This is a genomic window from Adhaeribacter arboris (genome assembly GCF_003023845.1).
GTDB lineage: Bacteria > Bacteroidota > Bacteroidia > Cytophagales > Hymenobacteraceae > Adhaeribacter > Adhaeribacter arboris.
In genome coordinates this window covers 3,508,605-3,535,603 of the sequence record NZ_PYFT01000001.1, presented here as the reverse complement: position 1 = coordinate 3,535,603, position 26,999 = coordinate 3,508,605, and the positions used below count along the sequence as shown (strand labels likewise).

The 26,999-nt window shown below is 39.8% G+C and carries 27 protein-coding genes and 1 tRNA gene; 12 read left to right on the top strand and 16 right to left on the bottom strand.

The genetic code is table 11. The annotated features are described in order from the left end of the window. Positions 1–32 precede the first annotated feature (32 nt). The 3 genes from AHMF7605_RS14770 to AHMF7605_RS14760 form a co-directional block, all read right to left on the bottom strand. Positions 33–1,253, bottom strand: coding sequence for a helix-turn-helix domain-containing protein (locus AHMF7605_RS14770; protein ID WP_233219113.1), 1,221 nt, complete (start codon positions 1,251–1,253; stop codon positions 33–35). Beyond that, on the bottom strand, positions 1,250–2,254 hold the full coding sequence (gene floA / locus AHMF7605_RS14765) for a flotillin-like protein FloA (RefSeq protein ID WP_106930565.1): 1,005 nt from the start codon (positions 2,252–2,254) through the stop codon (positions 1,250–1,252). Before floA ends, AHMF7605_RS14770 begins: the two co-directional genes overlap by 4 nt. Before the next feature lie 834 nt (positions 2,255–3,088). Further along, complete coding sequence (locus tag AHMF7605_RS14760; RefSeq protein ID WP_106930563.1) at positions 3,089–3,556, bottom strand: NfeD family protein; 468 nt, start codon at positions 3,554–3,556, stop codon at positions 3,089–3,091. 226 nt (positions 3,557–3,782) lie between these two features. Here AHMF7605_RS14760 and AHMF7605_RS14755 point away from each other — a divergent pair, with 226 nt between their 5' ends. Both AHMF7605_RS14755 and AHMF7605_RS14750 read left to right on the top strand, forming a co-directional pair. Next, on the top strand, positions 3,783–4,469 hold the full coding sequence (locus AHMF7605_RS14755; protein WP_106930561.1) for a class I SAM-dependent methyltransferase: 687 nt from the start codon (positions 3,783–3,785) through the stop codon (positions 4,467–4,469). 322 nt (positions 4,470–4,791) lie between these two features. Beyond that, positions 4,792–5,955, top strand: coding sequence for an MFS transporter (locus AHMF7605_RS14750; protein WP_106930559.1), 1,164 nt, complete (start codon positions 4,792–4,794; stop codon positions 5,953–5,955). Positions 5,956–6,578: 623 nt separating this feature from the next. Here the strand turns inward: AHMF7605_RS14750 and AHMF7605_RS14745 are convergent. The 7 genes from AHMF7605_RS14745 to AHMF7605_RS14715 form a co-directional block, all read right to left on the bottom strand. Continuing rightward, complete coding sequence (locus AHMF7605_RS14745; protein WP_199200240.1) at positions 6,579–7,922, bottom strand: Gfo/Idh/MocA family protein; 1,344 nt, start codon at positions 7,920–7,922, stop codon at positions 6,579–6,581. Between the two features lie 80 nt (positions 7,923–8,002). Further along, positions 8,003–8,350, bottom strand: a complete 348-nt coding sequence (locus AHMF7605_RS14740; RefSeq protein ID WP_106930555.1) for a hypothetical protein — start codon at positions 8,348–8,350, stop codon at positions 8,003–8,005. A gap of 471 nt (positions 8,351–8,821) precedes the next feature. Beyond that, positions 8,822–9,856, bottom strand: coding sequence for a Gfo/Idh/MocA family protein (locus AHMF7605_RS14735; RefSeq protein ID WP_106930553.1), 1,035 nt, complete (start codon positions 9,854–9,856; stop codon positions 8,822–8,824). A 333-nt stretch (positions 9,857–10,189) separates the two neighbouring features. After that, positions 10,190–10,516, bottom strand: coding sequence for a hypothetical protein (locus AHMF7605_RS30955; protein ID WP_317046538.1), 327 nt, complete (start codon positions 10,514–10,516; stop codon positions 10,190–10,192). A gap of 307 nt (positions 10,517–10,823) precedes the next feature. Next, on the bottom strand, positions 10,824–11,567 hold the full coding sequence (locus AHMF7605_RS14725; protein ID WP_106930551.1) for a M48 family metallopeptidase: 744 nt from the start codon (positions 11,565–11,567) through the stop codon (positions 10,824–10,826). A 154-nt stretch (positions 11,568–11,721) separates the two neighbouring features. Then, the gene (locus AHMF7605_RS14720) at positions 11,722–12,525 is read right to left on the bottom strand and encodes a YkvA family protein (protein WP_106930549.1); all 804 of its coding nucleotides are present in this window, start codon (positions 12,523–12,525) and stop codon (positions 11,722–11,724) included. Positions 12,526–12,885: 360 nt separating this feature from the next. Then, complete coding sequence (locus AHMF7605_RS14715; protein ID WP_106930547.1) at positions 12,886–13,485, bottom strand: C40 family peptidase; 600 nt, start codon at positions 13,483–13,485, stop codon at positions 12,886–12,888. Positions 13,486–13,779: 294 nt separating this feature from the next. Between AHMF7605_RS14715 and AHMF7605_RS14710 the strand changes: the two genes are divergently transcribed. The 5 genes from AHMF7605_RS14710 to AHMF7605_RS14690 all read left to right on the top strand — a co-directional run bounded on the left by AHMF7605_RS14710 (position 13,780) and on the right by AHMF7605_RS14690 (position 16,661). After that, entirely contained in the window at positions 13,780–14,073 is a 294-nt protein-coding gene (locus AHMF7605_RS14710) for a hypothetical protein (RefSeq protein ID WP_106930545.1), read from the top strand. 149 nt (positions 14,074–14,222) lie between these two features. Continuing rightward, the gene (locus AHMF7605_RS14705; RefSeq protein WP_106930543.1) at positions 14,223–14,753 is read left to right on the top strand and encodes an acyl-CoA thioesterase; all 531 of its coding nucleotides are present in this window, start codon (positions 14,223–14,225) and stop codon (positions 14,751–14,753) included. Between the two features lie 59 nt (positions 14,754–14,812). Then, positions 14,813–14,887, top strand: a tRNA-Val gene (locus AHMF7605_RS14700). A 249-nt stretch (positions 14,888–15,136) separates the two neighbouring features. Then, a complete protein-coding gene (locus AHMF7605_RS14695) occupies positions 15,137–15,571 on the top strand; it encodes a hypothetical protein (RefSeq protein ID WP_106930540.1) in 435 nt (144 codons plus the stop codon). 874 nt (positions 15,572–16,445) lie between these two features. Further along, positions 16,446–16,661 (top strand): hypothetical protein, encoded by a 216-nt coding sequence (locus AHMF7605_RS14690; protein WP_106930538.1) that lies wholly within the window; start codon positions 16,446–16,448, stop codon positions 16,659–16,661. Between the two features lie 75 nt (positions 16,662–16,736). Here the strand turns inward: AHMF7605_RS14690 and AHMF7605_RS14685 are convergent, their stop codons facing one another. After that, positions 16,737–17,201: a DUF559 domain-containing protein gene (locus AHMF7605_RS14685; RefSeq protein ID WP_106930536.1), complete on the bottom strand. Its 465-nt coding sequence runs from the start codon at positions 17,199–17,201 to the stop codon at positions 16,737–16,739. Between the two features lie 311 nt (positions 17,202–17,512). Continuing rightward, complete coding sequence (locus AHMF7605_RS14680; RefSeq protein WP_106930534.1) at positions 17,513–17,800, bottom strand: hypothetical protein; 288 nt, start codon at positions 17,798–17,800, stop codon at positions 17,513–17,515. A 441-nt stretch (positions 17,801–18,241) separates the two neighbouring features. Here AHMF7605_RS14680 and AHMF7605_RS14675 point away from each other — a divergent pair, with 441 nt between their 5' ends. After that, the gene (locus tag AHMF7605_RS14675; RefSeq protein ID WP_106930532.1) at positions 18,242–19,144 is read left to right on the top strand and encodes a histone deacetylase family protein; all 903 of its coding nucleotides are present in this window, start codon (positions 18,242–18,244) and stop codon (positions 19,142–19,144) included. A gap of 92 nt (positions 19,145–19,236) precedes the next feature. Here the strand turns inward: AHMF7605_RS14675 and AHMF7605_RS14670 are convergent, their stop codons facing one another. From AHMF7605_RS14670 to AHMF7605_RS30950, 4 genes are all read right to left on the bottom strand, one after another. After that, positions 19,237–19,956: a methyltransferase domain-containing protein gene (locus tag AHMF7605_RS14670; protein WP_106930530.1), complete on the bottom strand. Its 720-nt coding sequence runs from the start codon at positions 19,954–19,956 to the stop codon at positions 19,237–19,239. After that, positions 19,949–21,061 carry a type III polyketide synthase gene (locus tag AHMF7605_RS14665; RefSeq protein WP_106930528.1) on the bottom strand — a complete coding sequence of 371 codons (1,113 nt, stop codon included), beginning with the start codon at positions 21,059–21,061 and terminating at the stop codon, positions 19,949–19,951. Before AHMF7605_RS14665 ends, AHMF7605_RS14670 begins: the two co-directional genes overlap by 8 nt. A 63-nt stretch (positions 21,062–21,124) precedes the next feature. After that, positions 21,125–21,913: an NAD(P)/FAD-dependent oxidoreductase gene (locus AHMF7605_RS14660; RefSeq protein ID WP_317046536.1), complete on the bottom strand. Its 789-nt coding sequence runs from the start codon at positions 21,911–21,913 to the stop codon at positions 21,125–21,127. After that, complete coding sequence (locus AHMF7605_RS30950; protein ID WP_317046535.1) at positions 21,898–22,239, bottom strand: NAD(P)/FAD-dependent oxidoreductase; 342 nt, start codon at positions 22,237–22,239, stop codon at positions 21,898–21,900. Before AHMF7605_RS30950 ends, AHMF7605_RS14660 begins: the two co-directional genes overlap by 16 nt. A 159-nt stretch (positions 22,240–22,398) precedes the next feature. Between AHMF7605_RS30950 and AHMF7605_RS14655 the strand changes: the two genes are divergently transcribed. The 4 genes from AHMF7605_RS14655 (at position 22,399) to AHMF7605_RS14640 (ending at position 26,708) form a co-directional block, all read left to right on the top strand. Then, positions 22,399–22,776, top strand: coding sequence for a T9SS type A sorting domain-containing protein (locus tag AHMF7605_RS14655; protein WP_106930526.1), 378 nt, complete (start codon positions 22,399–22,401; stop codon positions 22,774–22,776). Between the two features lie 276 nt (positions 22,777–23,052). Next, the gene (locus tag AHMF7605_RS14650) at positions 23,053–24,822 is read left to right on the top strand and encodes a lysophospholipid acyltransferase family protein (RefSeq protein ID WP_106930524.1); all 1,770 of its coding nucleotides are present in this window, start codon (positions 23,053–23,055) and stop codon (positions 24,820–24,822) included. A gap of 163 nt (positions 24,823–24,985) precedes the next feature. After that, the gene (locus AHMF7605_RS14645) at positions 24,986–26,017 is read left to right on the top strand and encodes a LacI family DNA-binding transcriptional regulator (protein ID WP_106930522.1); all 1,032 of its coding nucleotides are present in this window, start codon (positions 24,986–24,988) and stop codon (positions 26,015–26,017) included. Positions 26,018–26,042: 25 nt separating this feature from the next. After that, positions 26,043–26,708 (top strand): SGNH/GDSL hydrolase family protein, encoded by a 666-nt coding sequence (locus AHMF7605_RS14640; protein ID WP_106930520.1) that lies wholly within the window; start codon positions 26,043–26,045, stop codon positions 26,706–26,708. Positions 26,709–26,999: the final 291 nt, after the last annotated feature.

Sequence of the window (26,999 nt, the reverse complement as noted above, 5' to 3'; positions counted from 1 at the left end):
CAATACACGCGAATCAGGAATAGTAAATCAACTCAAATCCGGATTTGAGCGTTAATTTTTAAATTTTGGAGCTGTTCCGCAATAAATTCTTTGGGCGATTGGTTGGTTTCGCTCCGGAAAGCCCGCTGAAAAGTAGCCTGCGAATTAAAACCGCAATCGAAGGCAATACCTACCAACGTGGACGATTGATTCACCGGGTCGAGCAAGCGTTTTTTAACTTCGGCTACCCGGTACCCGTTCACGAAGGTGTTAAAGCTTTTTTGCAAATGTTGATTCAGCACCGCCGAAATAATTTTAGCGGGAATGCCCACGTGCCGACTTACTTTTTCTACGGTTAGCTCCGGGTCCAGGAAAAGCTGGTCGGTAGCCATGGCTTTTTTTAAAAATTGAATGGTTCCGTTGGCGGTTTCTTCGGGTAAAAGCGTAGCCGGAACTTTCCGGTAATTCTGGGTGAAGTTTTTCTGGGTATGAAAATATCCCCGGAAGCCAATCCAATAAATTAAAATGGCAATCGGAATGTAAATCGGGTACCAGCCAAACGTATCGAGTAAGCCATTGCGGGTAGCCGGAATAATGTACGGAATTAAATACAGCAGCCAGATAAACTGGAAAATAAAGAAAGCGCGTACCAACGGTTTGAGCCAGCCAATGTGGTGCTGTTGTTCTTCGGGCAGGGTCGCTTCGGTTTTGGTCTGGCGCGAAAGCAATCGGTGCGTGAGCCACAGGTAAGTTGTAAGGGATAGCCAGCGCGGAATATCCGAGTAGGTATCGTAGGCATCCATGGCGTTGGCCCAAGATAAATTATTCTGCGGATTAAATACCCCTAGTAAAATACCGAATAGGAAAGTCCAGCCGATGAGTTGCGACCCAAAATCAATAATAATGGGGTAAAAATGCCATTTTCCCCGGCGACCGATCCGGAACTCCGGGTTCAACAAAGCCTTCGCGTAGAAGTAAATAATCGGCCCCATAGGCATGGTTACAATAAACGGAAGCAAATCCAGCGCATGACTAATCCACATATTGGCTACCGGAACGCCCACGGCAAAACTGGCTAAACCCATTAAGCCCATCAGCCAGGCTAGTAATTTATTGGGTAATCGTGGTCCTTTGGGGTTATACCACAGCAGAAAGAACAAAATAATTCCCTGCAAACTGCCGAGTAATAAGATCAGGTCTAAAGGGGCAATGTTCATGACCGGAGTGATACAAACCCGCCCGTTTTCAAAACCTGGCGGGTTTTGGTTTATCAAGATAATTTTGTTTCGTCGCGGCCAGCACGATGACCCGGGTTCCCTGAGTTCGGGTTCGCAATGGAGTCGCGCATATCGGTATCGGCCTGGATGTTGCGCATTTTGTAATAATCCATAATGCCCAGGTTACCCGACCGGAAAGCTTCGGCCATGGCTTTGGGAATTTCGGCTTCGGCCTGCACTACCAAGGCTTTGGCTTCCTGGGTGCGGGCGCGCATTTCCTGTTCTACCGCTACCGCCATGGCCCGGCGTTCTTCGGCGCGGGCTTCGGCTACTTTTAAATCGGCGTTGGCCTGGTCAATTTGCAGTTTAGCGCCAATGTTTTCGCCAATGTCCACGTCGGCAATATCAATGGATAAAATTTCGTAAGCGGTACCGGCATCCAAACCCTTTTGTAAAACTAATTTTGAAATTTTATCGGGATTTTCGAGTACTTCTTTGTGCGATAAAGAGGAACCAATGGAGGTTACAATACCTTCGCCCACCCGGGCCAGAATCGTTTCTTCGCCGGCACCCCCTACTAACTGCGCAATATTGGCGCGTACAGTAACGCGGGCTTTGGCAATTAACTGAATACCGTCCTGGGCCACGGCGGCTACGTTGGGCGTATTAATAACCTTGGGGTTTACCGAAGTAGTAACCGCCTCAAATACATCGCGGCCAGCCAAATCAATGGCGGTGGCTTGCTTAAACGTAAGCGGAATATTGGCTTTATCTGCTGAGATAAGGGCTTTAATAACGGTGGGTACGTTGCCACCAGCTAAATAGTGGGTTTCCAGTTCGCTGCCGGTAATTTGTAAACCCGCTTTGGTGGCGGTAATTAAAGAATTGACAATCAGACTGGGCGGCACTTTGCGGATGCGCATAAAAACTAATTCAAATAAATTAATCTTCACGCCCGAAAATAAGGCCGTAATCCACAGGTTAATCGGTACGAAATACAGAAAAACCAGTAGCAATATAAACCCACCGGCAAGAAGAAAAATAGGCGATAACTCCATGTTTTAGTTGTTGGTTGTTAATTGTTGGTTGCTGGTGAAAGAGCCATAAGTATTTATATGTTAGGAGTTGTTTATCCTTCCTTGTAATTAAAAAAAGTATATTCTCTGTTAACTGGTCCTGATATTCTTTTAAATAGTTGAAGTGGGCGAATTTTTGATAACTATGAAAATTTTTAATAAAAAATTTCTCATCATTTGTTAAGGTGTTAACGATCATCAAAAGTAGCTTGTCTTTTTCTTCAGGGCTTTCTTCATCTATCTCTTCTAAAGTAATAATAATATTTTCAAGACTTCTAAAATAAAATTCAAAGCTAAGGTTGGCAGACTCAATTGATCTACTAACAGCATTATCAAAACCTAATACAATTATGCTTGTTTGTACAAGTCTTCGTTTTTGTATGAAAAATCTTAAACCATTATAATATTCTTTTTCTTTATCACCTTCTTTTGTCCATATACTTAATTGATTAAATCTAAATTCATTAAAGACTTTTAATAGTTCGAAGAGTCTTTTTTCAAATTTCTGGTTTCTAAATGTCAGTTTTGAGATACGTTCAACTTCTTTTTGACTTTTATAGGTTCTTAATAATAAAGCAAATGTAATAGGAACTGTTAAGGCTGTTACAGTTCCTCCTATATAAGATCCAAAGTCTGCCCAATCAGTTGATCTTTCTGAAATGTTGTAGTTTTTAAAATAAAATAGAAATATTCCCCAAGGAATTAATGATAAAATAAAAATAACTAAAAGACTATTTTCTTTTGCTTACTGCTTTTTCATCTAGTTTTCTTAAGAAAAAGTCTAATATCTAGCGTCTAGATACTAGTGCCTAATAGCTAACTCGCTTGTTTTACAATTACTTTATGATGATTAATGCGGGTAATAATTACGGGTGTACCGGCATTCAGGAATTCGCCGTTCGTATGCACTTCGTAATGCTGGTCCTGGAACATGGCCGTGCCCGAAGGCCGGAGTGCAGATAAGGTGCGGCCAGTGTCGCCTTCCTGCAATTGGGGTTTTACGTTTTCGTTTACCCGGCTGTGGTTTACATCTTTTAAGGCAAACTTCGACCATACATCGGCCTTAAAACTAAAAAATACAATAGCAATACTCAAAACCAACGCTACACTTAAAATAACATGACCATTGGCAACTCCCATTTTCTCATATCCCAGCCAAACCCCGCCGGCTAATACCAGAAAACCTAAAATACCAATCAGAGTGGTACCCGGCAGAAAAATTAGCTCCACCAATAAGAGCACCAAGCCAATAAAAACCAGAATTAAAACGGTAATCAAGTCCATGTTTTTAAAGTTTAATGGCCATTTGTATGTCGCCTTTTAAATAATACCCGCTTAATAAGCTTTTTCTTAAAGATACTTGTTTTAAATGGTATTTCTTAAAAACAGTAGCTTAATTCTGTTTATGGAATTATTATGAATCAAATAACAGCGGATGATTTTGAAATGAACTTGGCGGCCAGCCTGAGAAAGATTACTTTTGCCCCTCAAAATTTTAAATCCTACTAAAATGGATGTATTTGGCGAAGCACTGCGGGACTTTTATACCGATAATTTTACCCAAAAACTTGTCTTGCACACTAGTTACGGCGAACCCGAAGTCATGCCCCTGGATATTTTTTTCCGGGACGAAGAAGAAATGTCGGAGGTAGAACTGGAAGCTCTGAATTGCTGCTACGGTAAAGTACTGGATATTGGGGCCGGAGTGGGCAGTCATGCCTTGGCGTTGCAAGAATTAGATTTAGAGGTAACAGCTCTGGAAATTTCGTCGCAGGCGGCGGACATAATGCGGCAGCGGGGCGTAAAAAAAATCATTAATCAGGATATTTTTTCTTATTCCGGCGATAAATACGATACGCTGCTTTTACTCATGAATGGAATTGGCCTGGTAGGCGATATAGCTGGTTTACGGCTATTTTTACAGCACGCCAAAACAATACTTAACCCCAATGGGCAGCTGGTATTCGACTCGTCGGATATTACTTACCTCTACGAAGGTAACCTGCCGGACCAAGAGCAATACTACGGCGAAATAACCTACCAATACGAATACCGCCAGGTAAAAGGAGAGTGGTTTAAATGGTTATACATCGACCAGGACACTCTGGCAACAATAGCCGGCGAAGAAGGCTGGCTTACCATTATTCAGTACGAAGATGAGCAAGACCAATACCTGGCGCGGTTGATTTTAGCCTAAATAATAAATGAAGTTTATCTTTTAAAATTTATCTAGTAGCCTGATGGTGAATAATTTAATCTTATAAATATTAATAGGGTAAACTTCTTTATTGGAATATCATTGTTTCGCTAGGAATCACAAAGCATCTATTTTAATAATTTATTAATAAAAAACCTGTAACTTTGTAATTATTGCAACGTAAATGGCTAATATTTAAATATAATTTATTAAAAATATTATTTGCTAGAATTTTTTACAATCGTTTTTTAGATTTGGAATAGAAATTGTTAGACCAAAGCTAATTACGAATATGAGTGTTTTTTTAATTTAATTTTTTAGTATGATTTCTCTTAGTTTACCCACCAGCCTTCCCGTTTCGAAGAAAGTGCACCGTTGGGCAGTAAGTACCTTATTCTTTCTGCAAGGTTTGTGCTTTGCCAGCTGGGCTTCCCGTATTCCGACTATACAACAAACCCTTGGTTTAAATGAGAGCCAATTGGGCGCCGTTTTATTAGCTATTCCCGTTGGTTCCATGATATCGTTGCCGGTATCAGGCTGGCTAGTTGCCAAATTTGGCAGTAAAAAAGTAGTTACCTTAGGGGTGTTTTTATATAGTTTAACTTTAATTACGCTGGGTATGGCCCAGAATACTTTTCAACTAATTAGCTACTTATTGTTGTTCGGATTTGGCGGTAACTTTTTAAATATCGGCGTAAATACACAAGCCGTTGGCGTAGAGGCGATGTATAAAAAGCCAATTATGGGCATGTTTCATGGTATGTGGAGCTTAGCCGGCTTTTCTGGGGCAGCTATTGGTACCCTGATGATTGGTGCCGGTATAGTGCCGGTTCAGCATTTTTTAGCCGTTACCATTTTTGTAATATTAGCCGCTCTTATAAGTACCCGTTTTACTATCGCCGAAGACCCAAACCGCCAAGCCGACCAGCCGATTTTTGCTAAACCGGATAAATCTTTGCTGATGCTGGGGGTTATTGCTTTTTGTTCCATGATTTGTGAAGGCGCTATGTTCGACTGGAGCGGCGTTTATTTCAAAAAAGTGGTGCAAGCCGATGCCGCCTGGGTGGGAGCCGGTTACACTGCGTTTATGGCCACTATGGCTTCGGGTAGATTTGTGGCCGATTGGTTTACTGGTAAGTTTGGCTTGAAACGCACTTTGCAACTGAGCGGAATTTTAATTGCTATTGGTTTATTATTAGCGGTGCTTCTGCCAAATTTAATAACAGCTATGGCAGGATTTTTACTGGTAGGCGCCGGGGTTTCTTCGGTAATACCGTTAGTATATAGTGCGGCGGGTAAATCAAAAGTATTATCACCAGGCGTCGCCTTAGCCGCGGTTTCTACCATTGGTTTTTTAGGTTTCTTAATGGGGCCGCCCCTTATCGGTTTAGTGGCCGGAGCTACTAGTTTACGCGTATCCTTCTTTATAATAGCCATTATGGGATTATGCGTATCTGTTTTCTCTACGCGAGCCAAGTTAGCTTAATTTCCAGAAGGGAGTACACTTCATTATTATTTCCTTGTTTTACTAAACAAAATCCAGGTAGTAGATGTACTACCTGGATTTTTTGTTTAGTAAAGTGTGTGTTTAAATATACAAATAACGAAAGGTTTAGAATATAAAGAAACAATTTCGAACCAAGTGAAAATGTAAGGTTGAATCTTTTCTGCGTAAATTTTAATCTAAAAGCACGTATATCTAGTTTGCTTTTGTTTAAACATGCTCTAACCTGATAATAATACTATCTTGAACTATAAAAGTCGTACTTGGGGCGGTTTATCTATGGAGCCGGTTCCCGTTTCCAGGCTCAAGTGCTATCTTGTTTGAACTGGAACCGGTTTGCCAGCACCGGCGAGCCTCGGTTGGTTCTTCCGGGCGGGTCTATGCTTCCTCTGGTGGGAAAGTGCCCCGTACGTCCCTACACGTCGGAATGCTAAAGCACCGGAACCTTTGCAGGTTCTCCCTAGCTAAACTGCTATCTGTTTTGAATAGCTACCGTTGTTATGGATTATACTTTATTAAATTTTTATATATAATAGGGGTGACTCTTAATTTCTTCGGTTAAGGAAAATAAACTGGTAAATGGTAAATGATAACTGGTAAATGTACTATACCTTCGGTTCCCAGCCGGGTTGGTACTCGCGGCTCCAGAACTTCATGGCTTCGTTATCATTCAGAATGTGGCCATTTTCCGGGTTAATGTTTAAAGTATGACCCGACCGCAGGGCTATATTACCTAACTGAACCAATAAAGTACTCTGATGCCCACTCAGGATATCGGAATTAACTTTGGTGCCTTGCCGGATACCATCAAAAAAGTTGCGGATATGAAATGCATCTAATTCCTGAGCAGGGTCGGCCAGGTTGCGGGCATCAATTTCCATGTTGTTCTTTACTTCTTTCACCACTTTATTCTGCAAATCGTAAATAATGTACGAGTTGCCGCTTTCAATTAATAAAGAGCCGTTATCGCCGTAAAACATTACCCCAGCACTATTGCCTTCAATAGTACGGCCGTTACAGCTGCGGCCTTCCCAAACCATGCTGGTTTGGTTGTTAAACTCCAGGGTAATCACCTGCGTATCGGGGGTTTGCCAATCGTCCTGGTACCGGTAGCGGCCACCAGCGGAGGTAACCCGGGTAGGATACTCCACGCCTAAGCCCCAGCGGGCTAAATCTACCATATGGGTGCCGTTATTCAAAGATTCGCCGGTACCCCAGTTCCAGAACCAATGCCAGTTGTAGTGAATTAAATTATCGCGGTAAGGTTGACGCGGAGCTGGTCCCTGCCATAATTCATAGTTCAGCCACGAAGGCACCGGCACTTCTTTACCTTTGCCAATGGAAGGACGGTTATTGGTGTACCAGCTTTTGGCAAAATACGGCCGGCCGATTAATCCGGCATGTAATTCTTTAATGGCCGCTACCACATTGGGCCAAGACCGCCGTTGGTTACCTAATTGAATGACCCGGTTGTATTTTTTGGCGGCTTCCACTACCATTTCACCTTCGTTGGGATTATGGCTGGCCGGTTTTTCGAGGTAAACGTGCTTGCCCGCTTTACAAGCCAGAATAGCCGCCGGGGTATGCCAATGGTCGGGGGCAGTTACAACTAAAGCATCCAGGTTTTTATCTTCAAGAGCTTTTCTGAAATCGGGAGCAGCTTTTGGTCGTTTTTTCTGAATGGGTTCTACGGCGGCCATACATTTAGCGGCTGCCCGGGAATCTACGTCCGAAATATAGAGTACTTCGCAGTTTTCTTGCCGGGCAAAATTGCTGGCTACGGCTAGTCCCCGAGAATTAACCCCCATAGTGGCTACTTTAATGCGCTCATTGGCACCTAGTATGTTTCCGTAACTCCTGGTGCTAAAACCAGGCAAAACGCCCCCAAAAGAAACGGCTGCCGCTCCGGTAACAGCATTTTTAAGGAATATTCGACGCGTGCTCTTCATACTGGGTTCTTCTTTAAACATGATACTTGTACTATGATACGTGGCTAAAATGCTTTTTTAGATTATGTTGTGGTAAGTTTTTATTGTATCCAACCACCTTGACACCAATTAATTACTTCTTTTTCTTTCGATAATTTAAACCAATAATCAAGACTGTATTCCGCATCTTTCTTAATAATTGCTATAAAAGCATAATAGCTACCTTCAAATTCAATGTATCGATATAAGTATAAATTAAAAGGCTCACCAAATATTTTACCGGTTATTTTTCTAAATAATCCAATCGGGCCGCCTCTTAATTTTTGGTGTTTTAGCTTTTCTACCTTTTTAATTGGTTCTCGTAGATCCACCTCCAAAGTTTTTATTTCCGCTGAGTCAATCTTTGGGATGTTTATTTCTGATGCCTTATACCTTTCTATTAAATGCACATAGGATTTGCGATAAAGGTTTGCTTCGGCTGTATCTTCTGCACTATTTTTTTTACAAATTAAATAATCTGATATAATGTCTCCTCCAATAAATGGGTTGTTTTAGTTTTAAATTTTCCTGTTGACTTAATTTGATTCCCTTTTCATGATTATTTTTAAAGTAGAAGTCCAGTGCTTTTTCCTCAATAAAGATTTCTTGCGGAAAACAGAAAAATGGAGTAAAGAAAATAGTTAATGTTAATATGTATTTCAGAGCATGTTTAAATTTTTAACTTGCTGATAATCAGAAGTAAGTTAATTTTTGTTGATGATTATATTTTCATAAATCTCCCTAATAGAGCTTAAATTTTAGTAACATTTCTAAAAAGGCTTAAATGGATGAATCAACACACATTAAAATTTAAACATGCTCTCACTAGTTATATAATTTGCCAGAACTAAATAGTAAAATCTCCACCTAAAAGGTTGATTTTAACCTTTAACCGCTCTTGCTTTTTGCAGTACACTCTCTAAAGTAACGGACTGCCCTCCCTGACGCTTGCTTTCGTCGGCCGATTCCATGAAAGCGTAAATTTCTATGGTTTCTTCGGGTGTTACCGGAGCTTGGCCGGTCTGGAAGAATTTAATAATCTGAACCAATAAACCATCGTAGCCGGCGTAAGGACCCAGCGCTACATTGCCTTTTTCGCCGAAAACGGTGCCGCCGTAATCGTGGGTACCAGTGCGGGTACCCCGGAAAGTTCCGATCCGGTTGTCCTGCCAGGTGCCTACTACTAATTCGGTACTATCGGTAGAGTAGCGAACTACGCTTTTGCAGCCGGTACCCATAACGGTAAAAAGGGTTTCTACGCCGTGAATGCCGTACCAGAATAAATCCGGATGCGTTTTTTCTAAAGTTGCCGGGCTGTACGTATCGGCCCCCAAAACTTTCCCGATTTTGCCTTGCACTACTTCCTGCGCACTGGCTAAGTACCGTAAAGAAGACGAAGAAAAAACCGGTACTTTATATTGTTTGGCGGCTTCAAAAATGGCAACAGTATCCTTTAAAGAACCTGCAATCGGTTTATCAATAAATACTCGTTTACCAGCTTTCAGAACGGGAAGGACTTGCTCCAGATGTGGCCGGCCGTCGTTGGTTTCCAGCAGCACAACATCCACTTCCTGCAACAGTTTTTTAATGGAATCAACAATTTTAACGTTGTATTTTTTAACTTCTTCGGTGTATTCCGGTATGCGTTTGGTACTCGATTCTATATCGTTACTGCCTTTCGGGTAGGCGGCAACTACCCGGTAACCCTCAAACTCGGGCTTAGCATTTGGGCTGTTCAGTGCTTTGGTAAAAGCGGTACTGTGCGAGGTATCTAAACCAATAATTCCAACTCTTTTTCCTTTCGGAACGATATTATCTAAACTTAAGCCAGATGTAGTTTTTAATCCGAATCCTAGACTAAGGCCGGCTGCCGTTGCCGATTTTATAAACTTTCGCCTATTATAATTTTCTTGCATGGAGGGTTGAGATGACTGTAAATCTTTATTCTAAAGTTACTCTTTTCTAATGATAAACTAACTGGCCTGTTCCGGATTTTCCGGCTTTGTTAGATAAGCAGAGCTGCCGATGCCCGATCCAGAAAAAGTTTACAATCCGGATGGTTTGGCAGAATGGAGGCAGGATATACATTGCTAAACGGCTTCTGCTTTCCGGATATCGGCTACGGAGCAAATAATGTATTTCGATTTCATAATTTGCTTTACCGACATACTAATGGCTTGCTGAGGAACCTCGTCCATAGACTTAAACCAGCCTTCGCCAAATTGTTGCCGGCGGCAAAGCTCATCTAGTTATATAATAAGGTAGGACTGATCTGTTTCCATATCGGCGGGTGGGCCATTAAAAGCAATATACCTATTTTCTCTAATTCTAATTAAAGTTACCTCCGCCAAGTTATTCCGGATTAAATTTCCTAATCGTTCACATTCTGCTTGCGGGTCAGCTTCCCCATTTACCAGGTTAGCAGTTTTTAATTCAAGAACTTGGGCTATAAAACGTTCTTTCAGGTATTTGCGGAAACGGGCCGGTGACAATTCGGATAAGCCAATGTACTCATCCAGGTGGAGCTTAGTTATTTGGCTCCAGTCTATACCCGGCCCGGTAATTAATTGACTCAAAGTTTCGAACTGACTGGTGCCAGTAACCAAAATTATGCTAGCAGCACCTTTTTCGACCAGAATTTGCCGGATTAACTTGGCTGCAGCTGATCCAGCGGCTTTTTCTAATTATTGCGGACTAGCGCAGCTATTTATTTCCAACAAGTACCACTACAAGTTAAAGAATCGAGCATTCAGGAGAAAGCTTTTAGTTTGGACAGGAAGGTGTTAAAAGCCAATTAAGATAGCCCTATTTGAATGTAGTTATAGTACTAACCTGACTTTTAGGTCGAATAATAACCAAGGCAAGAAATAGTTTGAAACCGGCTTAAAAGATAGCTACCCGGTAGTTTTTCATTTGTTTGTCTAAGTAGCGGGCATTGCCACTGATCCGGTCGAGCAAGGCCCAGAAACGAGGGCCGTGGTTTTTTTCAACGGTATGGGCTAGTTCGTGTAGAATTACGTAATCGCGCAAAGGTTCTGGTAGCCGCATCAGGTGAAGATTTAAATTTATGTTATTTACGGCGGAGCAACTGCCCCAACGGGTGCTGGTATTTTTTATAACTACTTTGTTGTAGGTAAATCCAAACTTGCGGGCAAAAAAAGCTACCCGACCAGGTAAATACGCCTTAGCTTCCAGGCGATAAGTGGCTTCTATGGCTTGCCGGATAAATTGCTGTACTTCTTCCTCTTCTTCTGATTTATGCGCCGGGTACGTTACCAGTAAGGTGTTATCCGTAATCCGGGCTTTAAGACGGAAACTGGCCGGTACTGCTTGTAAGTGCAACGTGTGATTAAACGTGCGGAAAGACGATTGTTGATTGTAAATGGTGCGTTTATTTTCCTGAGTTTTTATGTTTTGCAGGTGGTGTTTTATCCATTCTTTTTTGCTGAGTAAAAACTCCTGGGCTTTTTCAAAACTTACGCAGGGAGGCATGGCTACCCGCACTCCCTCTAAAGGTTTAATACGAATACTAATGCGTTTTGCTTTGGCGCTACGTTCGAATAAAACGGTACCAATTTCTTCTACATGAACTCGAACGGATGAAATAGGTGGTTTTGAAGACGGCACAATTATTAGGATGGTTAGTTACCAAAGTTACATAACCTGCCCAAAAAGACAAGTAAAGTTCCAGCTAAAAGGTCGGAACTCGTTTCTAATCAGAAACAAAAAAAACCACTTCGGTTCAGGAAGTGGTTTTAAAATATTTTTTAAATTCTTTAGGTTAGCGCACGTTGCCTCCCGCTTTCCGGTCGTCGTCGTTGGAGTTGGGCAAACGGGTACTATCAGTAGTGGCAGCTCGCACGTTGGGTTCACCAATTCCTGCCGAGGGAACTCTGATAGCGGAATCGTCCGGAGTATTGCTTTCAGTAGGTAAATCGTGGGCAGCAAAATCTTTTACTACCAGTTTTTCATCATCGTTTTTAAGCGTACCATCTTCGTTCCGTTTTTGCGGGGAAGAGTTAATTTCTCCTCCGGTAGCCTGGCTACCGCTAAAAGACCGATTGTCGGTATCGGTATTACTATAAGTGGAACTGTACTTAGGCGAATTAGCAGAAGTGTCTACCGGTTGATTACTGCTCATCATCGCGTTCTGAATGGTTTGCGCCTGGTTTCCTTTTTCCCATTCTTCAAATTTATCCATTTCAGATTTTATGCTGGTCATAAACCAGGCTAACAAAGCCGCATCATCTAAAAGGCCCAGCACCGGTATAAAATCCGGTACAAAATCAATAGGCGATAAAAAGTAAAGCAACACCGCAATGCCTCCCACTAAGGTACTCGTCGGAATGCCGGTATACTCGCCGGTAACCGCAGCTTTAATCATGCGCGATAATATCTGAAGACTTTCCCAAACTTCGTGCGCAATAGTACCTACATCTTTTTTCTGGCTGGCTTTTGCGTAAGCATCGTTCAGAAGTTTTTTTACCCGGAGCGGTTTTTTTAAATATTCTTCGGCTTTAGATAAAATGTTTTTAAAAATAGTTGATTCAGAAATTTTCTGACCAGTATTCATTTGATTTTCCATAGTTTTATTTGTTGAAACTAAATAGGTTGCAGTTAAAATAATTTGTGCTATCAGTCAACTAGTTCGTTCGATTTAATAAGTTAATACTTGCACTACTTTACATTTATTTTACGTGCCTTTTTTATACTGGTATACGCAGAAATAGTTATAAAATAATAAAACCGATTAATTTTTGAATTTTGAAAAGGTATTAAGTTTAAAATTGAAAATTCAAACTTAATACTTAAACGAAGCAAAACAACAGAACGGATAACTTATTAAAGGTAGCTCAAAATTTAAATAAGTGCTAAATAAAAACGGCCCGGGCGGCAGATACTAAGTTTGTATCTGCCGCCCGGGCCGTTTCAGCAAAACTATTTATTACATGTTCACCCGACCGGCCGCATAATAATTACGGGCATAATAAGCCTGGTTTAAAGAAGATACCATTACGCCGCCATTACTGGCCGAATGAATAAATTTATTGTTGTTCAGGTAAATACCAACGTGGTAAATAGGTTTTCCTGGTCCCCGCCGGAAAAAAACCAAATCGCCGGCTTTAATCGCTGATTTTTTAATTCGTTCTACACTCTGAAACATAGAACGAGAACTATGTGTCAACTTAATCCCATAAACTTCTTGGTATACTTTTGTAACAAACCCGGAACAATCCGTGCCTTTTTTAGAGGCAGCTCCGCTGCGGTAAGGCGTTCCTAACCAATCGGCTACGGTAGCCAGTAATTGTTTATCTTCGGAATAATTTAATTTTACTCCTAAAGTTTGCGCGTAATAATTGTAGTAAAGAGTATCTCTAAAATTAATGGCAGGTGTAATAGTGGGGGCAGTAGGTAGATTTAATGGCAGAACTGAGGCAGTTTCGATTGCAGTTAATTTAGCATTTTTATCAGTTGGAACTTGTTCGAAGAAAAAGGACAAACTCATAGCTGCAACAGCACAACTTCCTAAAATAATGTTTTTCATCTAATCGGTTTAAAGTGATACAATACGTTTAGCGCTAATTAGTAAACAAAAAAAATATTTTTTTAATAAACGGTTGATTTTGAAACCTTAAAACTAAAAAAGTAGTATAGAATTTGTTTATTTCCTTACTTCTATAGGTTAAAACTAGCCATAAATCTTAAACTACCAAATACTGCGGAGATAATTTTCTTATTTTCGTGCAATCCTACTATAATATTTACTATATATTTATTGTTTTCATACACTATTAAATAATTAGCATATTTTGGATTTATCCCTTAATTGTGCCTTTCAGTGGATTATAAAATTGTTGAGAATTCTAGTTTCGCCCGTGTTGCCCGGATGGTTTTAAAGTCGGATAATGTGGCTATGGTGTTAGGTAAATCTATTCACCTGAGCGGGGTAACAAAAGAGGTATTTTTGAAAAATAAGGCTTGGTTGGCGCACGAGTGCTGTCATATCCGGCAGTTCCAGCAGTACGGCTTCTTTAAATTTCTCTGGCTTTATTTAGTTGAATCTATTAAAGTTGGTTACTATCAGAACAAATTTGAGGTGGAAGCCCGGCAAGCGGAAACAGAACTTTCCTAATGTAAGAAGTACCTAAAAGCTAAGGGTATCAGCGTAAAACAAAACTTGCCTGGCCTGATTGTAGACAGAATATAAACCAAGTTTATAATGATCTTTTATTTTGCCTTTAAATTCTGATCTAGTTAAGCTCTTATACGTACTTTACCTCTATGAAAATCAGTGTTGAAAATATAGTTAAATCACCTGAAACGAAACTCTTTGTCCGATTTCAGGATTGTGACGTACTGGGGCATTTAAATAACGTCCGGTACTTTGATTACTTTTTAAACACGCGCGAAGAGCATACACGCTACTATTACGCTTTAAATTTGCTAGAGCTTTCTAAAAAATACCAGGCCAATTGGGTAGTTACGAATCATCAAATTGCCTATTTGCGCCCGGCGGACTTAGGAGAAAATATTATAATTCAAACGCAACTGGTTCATTTCGATGAAACTAGTATTGTTATCGAAGCTTCTATGTATAACGAGACCCGAACGCATCTGAAATCGTTGCTTTGGACTACTATGCGGTATGTGAGTAGTACAACGGGGCGTTCTACGGAGCATTCTGCGGAGGTGCTGGAAATGTTGGCGGCCATTCAGGTAAACGAAGTAGAACATCAACCCGAAGGTTTTCAGAAACGAATTGCTGAAATTACGCAGGTGTTTAAAAATGCTGCGCCGACTAAGAAAGTTTAGGATACCTAAATTGCTTTATTGTAAATCTGCTAAAATTATGTAGTTTTGCTTACCCCAATGGGGTGTTAGCTCAGTTGGTTCAGAGCGCTACCTTGACAGGGTAGAGGTCACTGGTTCGAACCCAGTACGCCTCACTTTTTCTAATAAGGCATCCTCTTAAAGGGTGCTTTTTTATTTTTATAGTTATCAGCGGGATGATAGCAAATACTACCCATAAATCCCTGCTTTCATCATTTAACCAAGTTTTATACAGGATTTTTCTTCGAGTTTTTAACTGAATAACCTAATAATAGAGTAACAAATTTTCAAGTTAAAACAATTATAACTAGTATTTGCTTGACTAATTACCATTAAAACAATAAACAATTTATAGCGCAATAACTATGACCGATACTTCTACAACGCTTTTGGTTTTTGAGGATGAAAAACTTAAAATAGGTGTAAATACCGAAACTTCTTTACTACGGCTTACTTGGTTGCAACACCCTACTAGCGAAACTTATCGGCAAGGCTATCGCCAAGCCATTATGATTGCTTTAGAATATAAAACAAAGTTTTGGTTAACTGATTCTCGTAAAGTCCAATACCTGTACATGGCCGATCAATACTGGATGTATGCTAAAATGCGGCCTCTACTAAAAGGAGGAAAGCTTCTGAAGTTTGCCATAGTACTGCAGCCAGAAACGTTGATGATGACAGATAGGCAACCTATTTTAGATAACTCTGGCGAGATTGCTAAGCCTAATCTGGGATTTAACCTGGAATTCTTTTTAGATTTAGATTCTGCCAGTTCCTGGCTTCTTGGCAAAAATGAATAAAGGTAATATTGCGGAGAAGGGGTAAAGTTTGATTATTGGTTAAGAGATAGGTGTAAGGTTAATCGTTTATAATGCAAGGTTCCGGGGCTAAGCTATAAAGAAATTGGTTATCAAAAATGGGTAATTAGAGCTTCGCTAATATAATTTGCTGAAATGCATTTTTAACTTTAAGCTTGAAAAACCTTTGACCTGAATTTTAATTTCTAACTAGGTAGCCTGAAAGGTTTATTAGTACAATTGATGCGGTGTTGGTCAACTAGTTCAGACCTTGCAACTTGCTTATACTGTAATCGTACTTCTTCATACAAGCTTAACCTTCAACAGATTTAGGGAAATTTAGATAAGTTCTTGTTTATTTTACCGTATTAAAATTAATATCCACGTTTTAGAGGAGTAGGTATTGCGGGGTAGGTAGCCTGTTGTAGGAGTAAATAACTGATTAAATAGAATAGTATACATTCATAACAGTGCCATGGCTATTAAAAGACCTAGTTTAAAGCTGCATAGAACCACGGTTTGGGTCTTTTTAGCAGTAGTGGTTATTTTTGTTGTTATAACCTTAATTGCTTTAGAGAATAGTGCAGAAAGGCACGGTCGGAAGTTTATGCCGACTAAACACGGACTAGAAGCTAAGAAAAAGAAGGACTAGCGATGCAGTGGTTAGTAATACTGGTAGGACTAGCTGTTTGTGCCTTATGGTTTTATTTAAAACCCGAGCATTTTTTCAGCCCGTTAGATAATGATCAATGGTATTTCTGGAGAAGACATCGGAAAAGAAGAAAAAGGAAATTTAACAATCCTTAGTGTATACTAACTCCACCTTGTGCAAATAATTATTATATTCCCCTTAAAAGCTAACCAATAAAATTTTTTAATGGAAGGAAGTAAACTAACTTACGACGAGTTTAAAGCTATAAGTCTGAAAGATATTCCTGAAGAGCAACATTCTCAATGGTTAACCGAAAATGCTATTGAGCCAGCACCTTTTCTTCCGGAAGGTTGGATGGTGATTCCGAAGGAAAAGCAATTACCCGGCTATAGAAACTTGGACGACTTCCAGGATTATGAACATTCCCGAGAAATCGAATAAGCTGGTGAGAGTGATTCTGAGATAGTTATAATTTATTTTAATCCAACAAAAAATAAAAATCTGCTTACTATTCTGTTAGCTTGCTCTTTCTAATAATAAAGAGTAATCCAATAAGTGCGCATTCTTTTCTTCTATAGCCTTTTCATTATAAGTAATAATCCGGTTAATATAATTTACGGCCTGAGGAAAATTACTTTTTATATAAGAGTTTGGTATTCTTATAGTATAATAACCGTTTACCAGGGAGTAATGAGTTCTCTGAAGATCAGAAAGAAAATCATTATTTATATTCTTTTTACCGTCTATTTCAATTGTTACTTTGTGCTCTGGAATAGATATTGTCATGATATGCTCCTGGCTAATATACTTCTCAAGTTTTGCCTGCATTCCTGCTGCTGATAGTTCCTGGTATAGAGCCTTCACTTGGGGTGTTAATTTAGTTGATAAAGGCTTTGGCTTATTATTAACGGACCATTTACCATAATTTAAATTATAATAAATAACGTATGTTACCGTAAAGCAAATTAACAAGGAACCCATGATTTTAGATTTAGTATTTTGTTTTAAATATATTTAAATTAATTAATATATAAAATAAAAGATAAAAAGTTTTTACTAAAATGTTTAGAACGATTTAAAAAACTGGATAAGACTTATTTGTTGCTTAGAGCAAGTAAAGGAATTACTTTACAATTCTTAGATGGTATTTAAAACTAACCTGATGCAGATTTTACGTTTACCTGAGCGAGTTAAGTTCCAAGGTAAAGAGCAACCATTTTAAAGTTGCTCTTATTTGGCAAGAATTAGTTACATGTAAAATTTTTACGATTATTCTTGGGGTGCCCAGGTAATTATAAGTTAGCGTACATATATTCCCGGTGCTGCTTTTGTTGTTTTTGCTCTTTCTGTTGCTTTTGCTTTGGCATTATTTCCTTAGCTATATGCAAGTTTTCCCGTAAGATATGTTCCCGGGTGTTGCTGGCAATCACGCCCTGCCCTTCATATAAATAACAAGAAATTAAATCGCCAGCACGATTTTGCTTAAATAATAATTTATAAATGGTATGTACTAAATAAAGTTTTCTGGTGGAAAGATCGGCAACCAAAAAATATTCTTCCGGATCGTAAAATTGGTTCATGTAAATAAGAAAGTATAAGTTTTACAATATGTAAAGATTTTGTAGTTAGAATATCAAAACATTTAATTTTTACTATATATTAGCACTTTATTAAGTAACTAGTACATTTAATTTGTATACAAATAAATTGTATAATTAGGTAATAAAGTCTATTTAGAGCCATTAAATCAGCTAATATTTTATAAGTTATATTAGATTCTGATTAAATTAATATAAGCTAGCATAATTGTATTTAAATGAGTATAGCATTACTATCTAATTAAGAGTTGCACGCAAATCTTAGCAGATTGCTTAAGTACTTAAACAATAAATTACAGGGCTTGTATTAAATCTAATGGCTTAAATAATAGATTATGCTTATAAACAATTTGTGGGCCAGAAGTCTTTAAAATACGTTATTGAAAAAGTTTTTTTATTAAAGTTCCAAAATTTGTTTTACTAATGCTGAAAATCGCTTGGACAGAACAATATGCCCATGCTTTGCCACCGGGTCATCGTTTTCCGATGCTTAAGTACGATTTATTGCCCGAGCAGTTATTGCACGAAGGAACTATCGAATCAGGTAATTTATTTCGGCCAGATCCGCTGCCAGAAAGCATTATTCTTACTACGCATGATCCTGAATACTGGGAACGCCTGAGGAATTTACAATTAACGCCAACGGAAATCCGGAAGACCGGTTTTCCGTTGAGCCAGGAATTAGTAAACCGCGAAGTTGTAATTATGAACGGTACGGTGCAGGCGGCCCTTTTTGCTCTGCAATATGGAATTGCCATGAATGTAGCTGGTGGTACGCACCATGCCTTTACGGACCGCGGAGAAGGTTTTTGTCTTTTAAACGATATGGCAATAGCCGCTAACTATTTATTGGAACAGCAATTAGCCAAGCAAATTCTGATTGTGGATTTGGACGTACACCAAGGCAACGGAACGGCACAAATTTTCCGGTCAGAACCGCGGGTATTTACTTTTAGCATGCACGGTGGTCATAATTACCCTTTGCACAAAGAACAATCCGACCTAGATGTACCATTACCCGACGGTATAGAAGACACTGCTTACCTGCAGCAACTATACCAACACCTTCCGTGGCTTTTAGATCAGGTAAAACCTGACTTTATTTTTTACCAGGCCGGAGTAGATATTTTAGATACAGATAAGCTCGGTCGTTTAAAAGTAAGTATGCAAGGTTGCAAAATGCGCGATCGTTACGTTTTAGAAACTTGTAAACAAAACCAGATTCCGGTAGCCGTTAGTATGGGCGGCGGATATTCCGAACGGATTGCTACTATTGTGGAAGCACACACCAATACCTTTCGGCTGGCTCAATATTTATTTTTTTGATTTAACGACAAACTTTTAAGCTTACAAAGCAACCCGGCAATAAGCAAAATTATAGGAATAAAAATTTAGAGAAAATATTATGGGCAGGTGCGTTAATGATTAGGGTATAGAATCGCTTGCCACCTAAAAGCCCATTGCCAACGTAATTGGTACTTGAAAAATCCGGAAGCTTTAAATAATTGAATTAGTTCCGGTCGCCGGAAAGCCCGGAGTACCGAAAGAGGAGCATCATTTTTTACCAGATAAGAACGGGAAAAGAAATAGGTAAGCCACTTTATAGAATAATAGGCGAAGGGGTGCCGATGTATGTCGTTAATAATAATGGCTAACCGGGCTTGTTGCTTTAGTTGTTGGAGTAATTGCTGTAATTGCGCATCGGTAAAATGATGGCAGAATAAACTACAGATAACAATATCGTATTGGTTTTCTCTAAATTCAGAATCAAAAACATCGGACTGTAAAAAATAAGTATTAGATAATCCAGCGCATTTTTGCTGCGCATATTTAATCATTACTGAGTTGGCATCTACTCCCGTTAAAGTAGCATTAATATTTTTTTCAAAAGCCCAATCGGCTACTTCCCGCAAGATATCACCGCCGCCGCAGCCTAAGTCGGCAATAGTTAAGGTGTTTTGCAGTTCCGAACTAATTTGACCTTTGTCCCATAAAGTATTTAGAGCCTGAGTTACCACTTCGTTACCGCCCAGCCATTTATTAATAAATTCCAGCTCTTCTAAGTTTCGCCGTAAAGCCGATCCATCTACCTTTGGATCATCCATTAACTCAGGAGTTGTAGAACGGTTCTTAAACATAGTGCACTCTTAAAAGCATTGATTCTAAAGTTAATCCAGGACCAAAAGCAAAACTCAGTATCGGCTGATGATGATTAGCCGGGGAGAGGGTCTGCAATATTGCTTTTATAACAAATAGTACGGTAGCCGACGACATATTGCCATAATCGCGCAAAACTTCGTAGGCAAAACAATTATGTTCAGGCTGTAAAGCTAAGGCTTTTTCAATAGCCTCCAGAATTTTTCGTCCGCCCGGATGAATCGCAAATAAATTTACCGAAGATAACTCTAAATCTAGATTTTGCAATAAGCGTTCCGTAAGACATTTAATTCCTTGCCGGATTAGGTCAGGTACGTACGAAGACAAGGTCATCTCAAATCCGTGATTGGCAATGTGCCAAGCCATTTCTTTTTTGCCAGCAGGAATTAACTCACAATGAAACGCTGCTAAGCCTATATTAATGTGTTTAGGTAAAGGTTGGCTTTGTACCAGAACAGCTGCCGAGCCATCGCCGAAAATAGCGTTAGACACTAAATGATCATACTCCCGGTATTTCTGAAAATGAAGCGTACACAACTCGGTACATACCACTAAAACCCGGGCTTGCGAATCGGTTTGGCAAAAAGCATCTGCTACTTTTAAAGCGTTAAAAGCCGCATAACATCCCATAAAATTGACCGAGGTCCGTTGGGTAGTAGAAGGCAAATTTAACGCTTGTATCAAATCAATATCTAAACCGGGCGCATACATGCCCGTACAGGAAACGGTAATTAAATGCGTAATGGAACTTCTGTCAAATTGTTTTATCTGAACGAGACAATCCTCTACCGCTGCCACCGAAAGCGGTAGTGCTTCTTGCTGGTACATTGCCATGCGTTGCTGCACCGTCGGAAAAGGTTCTAAATCGGGAGTATTCGGGAAAAAGGTGAATTGACCATTGGTAGTAGCAAAGTCGGGTAATACGGTATACCGGTGCGCAATGCCCGTTACCCGGTATAAAGCCTTTAATTTACGGTTTTCATCCGCAGATAATTGCAAAGCTTCAGCCATAAATTCGGCTGTTTGCATTTGCGCTATTTTGTGGGGGGGCGTAGCGGTACCTATCGCACAGATAAAGCTATTCATCGTGGTAGTATAAGCAAAAAAACGGGAAATTGTTTTAATACTTGACTTGTCAGAAATAAAAATTTAATTAAAGGCTTTGCCGTGCGTGTTTTTCATTAAAAATTGTACTGCTTGGGGTAGTGGTCGTAATAAGGCTACTGTTGCTTCGGATAATAGAGGGCGCCCGAATAAACCTTGTATGAATCGGCCTACTTGCAACCGGGTAGTGAATTGCTTTTGCCAGTGGTGGCTATAAGCCTGTTCTAATTGCAAACGTGAGTAGCGGCCCTGCAAATAATGCGTAACCTGCTCACTTATTATTTTGGCTCCGTGAATAGCCATGGCCATTCCGTTGCCGCATAAAGGAGTAATCAGACCGGCAGCATCACCGCACATTAAAATATGATTTTCCAGACAGCTTTTCGGCGCAAAAGATATTTCGTTAATTACTTCGGGCTGTTCGTACAAAAAATCACTTTCGTGAAACACCCGCTTTAAAAATGGATTTTGCTGCAACACGGCTTTTTCCATTTGCGCAATAGTACCATGCTTTTTCAGGTTAGACCGGGTGGTAAGATAACAAAAACAATATTTCCCGTTTTCGATGGCCGATAATCCGGCGTAGCCATCATTAAAATTATGTAACGCGATTAAATTGCGCGGAAAATCGGTACGAATATGATATTTAACGGCCAAGTACGGTGACCGTTTTTGGAAAAAAGAACGTTGCAATTGCCGGTCGAGGTTGGCCCGCTTGCCGTACGCTCCAATAACTAAATCAGCAGTAAGTTTTTGATTATTGGATAACGACACGGTAAACTGATCGTCGGTAAATGTAACATCGGTAACACTGGTATTCAGAATAAACTGCACCCCCGGGCTTGCGCCAGTTGATATAAGTACTCGTCAAAACAATACCGGCTCACGCCAAAACCACCTAAATCTAAGGGAGCTGTCAGCGTTTTACCCGCCGGTGAACTAAGTAAAAACTGATTAATATTAGCTGGCCGGAGCGCTTCTAAATCAACGCCCATTTGGTTTAAAAATGGTTTTACTTCGTTCGAAATATATTCGCCGCATACCCGGTGAAACGGATATTGTTTCCGCTCAACTAAGGTAATATGGGCACCCGTCAGTTGTAATTGGAGACTGGTAATTAATCCGGCCAGCCCGCCTCCAATAATAATTATATTTTTCAAAGTACTTGATTGTAATTTAACCTGACTTTTTTAAGTACAAGCTTATTTTCAGAATTTAAGCAAGTAATACTGGCTAAAATACAAAAACTAATTTATTTACAATGCGTTACTTCACAAAGTAGAGATATTCATTTAGATTGGTTTTGCTAAGTAAAATATATGAAAAGAATTATACTTTTGTTTGGTGCTTGGTTGCTCTGCCTGAACATTGGGGCGCAAGTTAAAGTACCTGATTTAGAAACGGCGAAGATGGTTGCGGCTCCCACTCCAGCAACTAAGGAATTAGATAAGGATATAATGATTTTTCCTAATCCTAGTACGGGCAAAGTTTTTTTAGAGCTATCTGGGTTTAAAGGGCAGCGTGCCGAACTGCGCGTGTTAAATGTAATTGGTAATGTTGTTCTGCGCGAAAACTTTTACGAAACGGAAGACAAAACTACTAAAGTATTAGATTTAAGTAAATTCGCGAGTGGTTTATATTACGTAAAAATAGAAGCCGAAGAATTTAGTGAAATTCGAAAAGTAATAATTAATTAAGATTTTTGGCATTTTAACACTTGCCGGTTAATGACATACTAATAAAAAAGGAGCACGATGGGGCTCCTTTTTTATTAGTGTCAAATAAAAATAATTCAAATCTATAAATACATTGCTTCTTGTTTTTACCACAAAACGTTGTGGTATTAACTATTATATAATATGGGCTTAATGTAAAAGTAATATTGCATTTCCATATTTGCTGAAGTCGGTTCTGTTTTAAAATCATTACACTGGTATTAAAATAGTGAAGTTGCGGCTACCCTTATCTCAACTATGGATATCATCTCAGCATCCGATTTTGCTCAGGCCGCTAAATTAAATAAAACCAATACTAGGTTTTTAACGCCTCTGCTTATGCGTGTACTAAAACTACATCAGCTTAATGCTGTTTATGCGACCACTCAAAATTTAAATGGTTTAGAGTTCATCGATGGTGTTTTGGCGCAACTGGGCATTCAGTTTGAAGTAGACGCGAAAGAATTGCAAAATATACCGGCACACGGCGCTTTTATTGCTATTGCCAATCATCCTTACGGCGGTATTGATGGCCTTATTCTTTTAAAAATATTGGCCAGTGTACGGCCCGATTTTAAGATTCTGGCGAATAAGGTACTGCAGAAAATCACCAATATCGAGGATTATTTTATTCCGGTAAATCCCTTTAAAACCCACGATCAGGATAATGTACCTGGTTTGCGGAAAGCAATAGATTTAATTCATAATGATAGCGCATTGGGTATTTTTCCGGGCGGAGAAGTATCGAGTGTACAGGCCGACGAAGATTATAAAATAAGCGATCCAGTTTGGCAACCTGCCGTAGGCCGGCTAATCAGCATGGCCAAAGTACCGGTTTTGCCCGTTTACTTTTCCGGAAGTAATAGTCTTTCTTTTAATTTATTAGGGTTACTTCATCCCTTATTGCGGACAGTCCGTTTACCCGCCGAATTATTTAATAAGCAAGGCGTTTGTATTAAAATCCGGATTGGAAAGCCAGTACCGTATGATACCTTACACGGTTTACCTAATGCCGATGTACTGGCTTACCTGCGCGCTAAAACGTATGCCTTAGGTTCTTCGTTTTTCCGGCCATCGGTACCAGCCATATTCAAATACGCGATTGTGCCTAAACCGGTGCTGTTAGAAACGGATAGGGCGGCTATTCTAAACGATATAAAAAACTTAAAATCTGCTAGTTGTTTGTTAAGGCATCATCAGTACGCCGTTTATATGGCCAGGCAAGAGGAAATGCCCTGCGTGATGCGCGAAATCGGACGTTTGCGGGAGCTTACTTTCCGGCAGGTAGGCGAGGGTACGAACCACGAAACCGACTTGGACCAGTACGATGCGCATTATCATCACTTATTCTTGTTCGATCACCAAGCTCAGCTAATTGTAGGGGCGTATCGGTTAGGAAAAGGAAAAGAATTATATCGGAAACATGGAAAAAAAGGCTTTTACCTGCATTCTCTGTTTAAAATGCAGCCCGAATTTATTCCTATTCTCAAACAGTCGATAGAATTAGGGCGGTCGTTTATCCGGCCGGAGTATCAGAAAAAAACATTGCCTTTACTGTTGCTCTGGAAGGGTATTTCTACGTACCTGAATGGTAAATTAAGCTACCAGTATATTCTAGGGCCGGTAAGTATTAGTAATCATTTTTCCCGGGTTTCCAAAGCTCTTATGGTTGATTTTATCACCCATCATTTTTACGATGCCGATCTAGCACAATTTATAAAACCCCGCAAGAAGTTCAGATACCGGTTCTCTAAATATTACCCGGAAACCTTGCTGCAAAAAAATATCCAAACTTTGCATTGTCTCGACGACTTAATTGCCGAAATAGAGCCTAAGCACATGGGTTTGCCCATTTTGTTGAAGCGGTACCTAAAACAGAATGCCCGTATTATTGGCTTCAACATCGACCCTAAATTTTCGAACGCTCTGGATGGTTTGATGATTATGCGGGTAAGTGAACTGCCTGCGGCTACTGCTTGTATGCTGGATCGCATTCCGTTGCCACAGAATAGTCCGTCGGAAGAATAGCTTTTGTATCTTTCCCGGACAATTATTAAGGGTAAGATTAATTCTGCTTTTGCTGGTAACTAGTGTTATTATCCGTAACAAGTTTGTTTTTTATACAAAATTTTGTTCATTTTTGTGAGGAGTGAATCTTGGATTTCTGACCTCAGAACAAAGCTCATGATGTATGAAGAACAGGCCGGTTACTATTAAAGATATTGCGCAGCAGTTAAATATATCGGTTTCTACAGTTTCCAGGGCTTTACGAGGTTCAACGGATATTAATGCGGATACTAAAAAAGCGGTGTTAGATTTAGCCGCTGAGTTAGATTATCAGCCTAATTCCATTGCTTTAAGTTTGGTAAAAAGTCGCACCAATATTCTGGGCGTCATTATTCCGGACGTGGCGGTACAGTTTTTTGCTTCGGCTATCAGTGGTATTCAGGAGGTGGCTTCGGCGGCGGGTTACAACGTTATGATTTGCCAATCGAATGAATCGGAGCAAACCGAAGTTAATAATATTCAAGCCTTACTTTCGAGCCGGGTGGCCGGTTTAATTGTATCGGTGTCGGGCAGTACAGTTAGCACCGAACATTTTAAAATGCTCCGGAGAAAAGGTATTCCTTTAATTTTATTCGACCGGGTACGCGATGATATTGAAGCCTCAAAAGTAATTGTGGATGATTACCAGGGAGCGCTGGCGGCCGTTAACCACTTGGTAGCGGTAGGTTGCAAACGAATCGCGCACCTGGCCGGACCGGAAAAGTTACAAATTACGGCAAATCGTAAAAACGGCTACCTCGATGCTTTGCGCCAAAATAATATTCCGGTAGATGAAAGTTTCATTAAACACGTTGATTTTGATAGACAGAAATCGATAGACGCTACCAATGACTGGTTACAATCAGAAAACCGGCCCGACGGAATTTTTGCTATTAGCGATCGGGTGGCAATTGGAGCCATGCTGGCGATAAAAGCGGCTGGCTTACGTATACCGCAGGATATTGCGTTAGTGGGTTTTGGCAACGAAGCTACTTCTTCTATTCTAGATCCGGCATTAACTACGGTTATGCAGTACCCGGTAGAAATGGGACGATCGGCGGCTCGCTTGTTTTTAGAGCAAATTCAAGTAGAACCCGAAGATTTTACTCCGCAAACCATTGTATTAGAAACTAAATTATTAGTAAATAAATCTTCCGACCGAAGCCTGAATAAATAAGACTTGCTAAAGAATACCTGCTTTTATGAATTCCCTGAAAAATTGTTATGTTGCTTTCACTTTTTGTTTACTTCTGCCAGTCAGTTCTCTTTGGGCGCAGAACTTTCAGCAATGGGAAAAAGAAATTTCTGCTTTGGAGCAGCAAGATAAAGTAAGTCCGCCGCCGCGCAAATCTATTGTGTTTACGGGTAGCTCGTCTATCCGCCTTTGGGAAACGTTGAATCAGGATTTTCCGGATAAAAAAGTCTTAAACCGGGGATTTGGCGGCTCTCAAACTTTTGAAGTGCTGCATTTCGCCGACCGATTGATTTTACCCTACCATCCGAAACAAGTAGTGATTTACGTCGGTGATAACGACTTGGCCGCCGGTAAAACACCCGACCAAGTGTTAACCGACTTTAAAGCTCTGTTTCAAAAAATTCGGAGTAATAACCGAAAAGCCTACGTAACCTTTATCTCTATTAAACCCAGCCCTTCCCGGAAGAATTTATTGCCCGTTATTAACCAAACGAACCACCTCATTCAGAAATACCTCGCCAAGCAAAAACATTCTAATTATGTAGATGTATATAGCCGAATGCTGCTTTCATCGGGTAAGTTTAATCCAGAGCTTTATCGGGCGGATAGCTTGCACATGACAGCCGCAGGTTATCGTATTTGGGCCGAAGCCGTTCGGCCAGTTTTGAAATAAAGAGTTAATTTGATTGTTCTGTTATAACCGCATTGTATTTAACGTAATTATTCTAACTCACATTAGGGAGAAATCAACACTTAAGTCTATTTAGAACTGTTTCTATGATGTAATAGGTTATAAATATATTATTTATTGAAAAAATTATAAATATATTGCTTATATATTCTACTTAATGAATATATATTAAATACGTTTGTAAATCTCTGGAACTAGAGAATTGAAAGTGTATAATGAGGTTTATTCTGGTATATTTTGCATCTTTCTAATAAAAATTGCATTATTCTTGCT

Bases quoted from the DNA above. Each gene is read 5' to 3' on its own strand.
- AHMF7605_RS14720 (WP_106930549.1), bottom strand. From the start codon at position 12,525: ATGGAAAATCAAATGAATACTGGTCAGAAAATTTCTGAATCAACTATT.
- AHMF7605_RS14640 (WP_106930520.1), top strand. From the start codon at position 26,043: ATGAATTCCCTGAAAAATTGTTATGTTGCTTTCACTTTTTGTTTACTT.
- AHMF7605_RS14715 (WP_106930547.1), bottom strand. From the start codon at position 13,485: ATGAAAAACATTATTTTAGGAAGTTGTGCTGTTGCAGCTATGAGTTTG.
- AHMF7605_RS14745 (WP_199200240.1), bottom strand. From the start codon at position 7,922: ATGAAGAGCACGCGTCGAATATTCCTTAAAAATGCTGTTACCGGAGCG.
- AHMF7605_RS14645 (WP_106930522.1), top strand. From the start codon at position 24,986: ATGAAGAACAGGCCGGTTACTATTAAAGATATTGCGCAGCAGTTAAAT.
- AHMF7605_RS14695 (WP_106930540.1), top strand. From the start codon at position 15,137: ATGACCGATACTTCTACAACGCTTTTGGTTTTTGAGGATGAAAAACTT.
- AHMF7605_RS14755 (WP_106930561.1), top strand. From the start codon at position 3,783: ATGGATGTATTTGGCGAAGCACTGCGGGACTTTTATACCGATAATTTT.
- AHMF7605_RS14685 (WP_106930536.1), bottom strand. From the start codon at position 17,201: ATGGGTTCCTTGTTAATTTGCTTTACGGTAACATACGTTATTTATTAT.
- AHMF7605_RS14760 (WP_106930563.1), bottom strand. From the start codon at position 3,556: ATGGACTTGATTACCGTTTTAATTCTGGTTTTTATTGGCTTGGTGCTC.
- AHMF7605_RS14705 (WP_106930543.1), top strand. From the start codon at position 14,223: ATGAAAATCAGTGTTGAAAATATAGTTAAATCACCTGAAACGAAACTC.
- AHMF7605_RS14690 (WP_106930538.1), top strand. From the start codon at position 16,446: ATGGAAGGAAGTAAACTAACTTACGACGAGTTTAAAGCTATAAGTCTG.
- AHMF7605_RS14650 (WP_106930524.1), top strand. From the start codon at position 23,053: ATGGATATCATCTCAGCATCCGATTTTGCTCAGGCCGCTAAATTAAAT.
- AHMF7605_RS14670 (WP_106930530.1), bottom strand. From the start codon at position 19,956: ATGTTTAAGAACCGTTCTACAACTCCTGAGTTAATGGATGATCCAAAG.
- AHMF7605_RS14680 (WP_106930534.1), bottom strand. From the start codon at position 17,800: ATGAACCAATTTTACGATCCGGAAGAATATTTTTTGGTTGCCGATCTT.
- AHMF7605_RS14675 (WP_106930532.1), top strand. From the start codon at position 18,242: ATGCTGAAAATCGCTTGGACAGAACAATATGCCCATGCTTTGCCACCG.
- AHMF7605_RS14735 (WP_106930553.1), bottom strand. From the start codon at position 9,856: ATGCAAGAAAATTATAATAGGCGAAAGTTTATAAAATCGGCAACGGCA.
- AHMF7605_RS14655 (WP_106930526.1), top strand. From the start codon at position 22,399: ATGAAAAGAATTATACTTTTGTTTGGTGCTTGGTTGCTCTGCCTGAAC.
- AHMF7605_RS14750 (WP_106930559.1), top strand. From the start codon at position 4,792: ATGATTTCTCTTAGTTTACCCACCAGCCTTCCCGTTTCGAAGAAAGTG.
- floA (WP_106930565.1), bottom strand. From the start codon at position 2,254: ATGGAGTTATCGCCTATTTTTCTTCTTGCCGGTGGGTTTATATTGCTA.
- AHMF7605_RS14665 (WP_106930528.1), bottom strand. From the start codon at position 21,061: ATGAATAGCTTTATCTGTGCGATAGGTACCGCTACGCCCCCCCACAAA.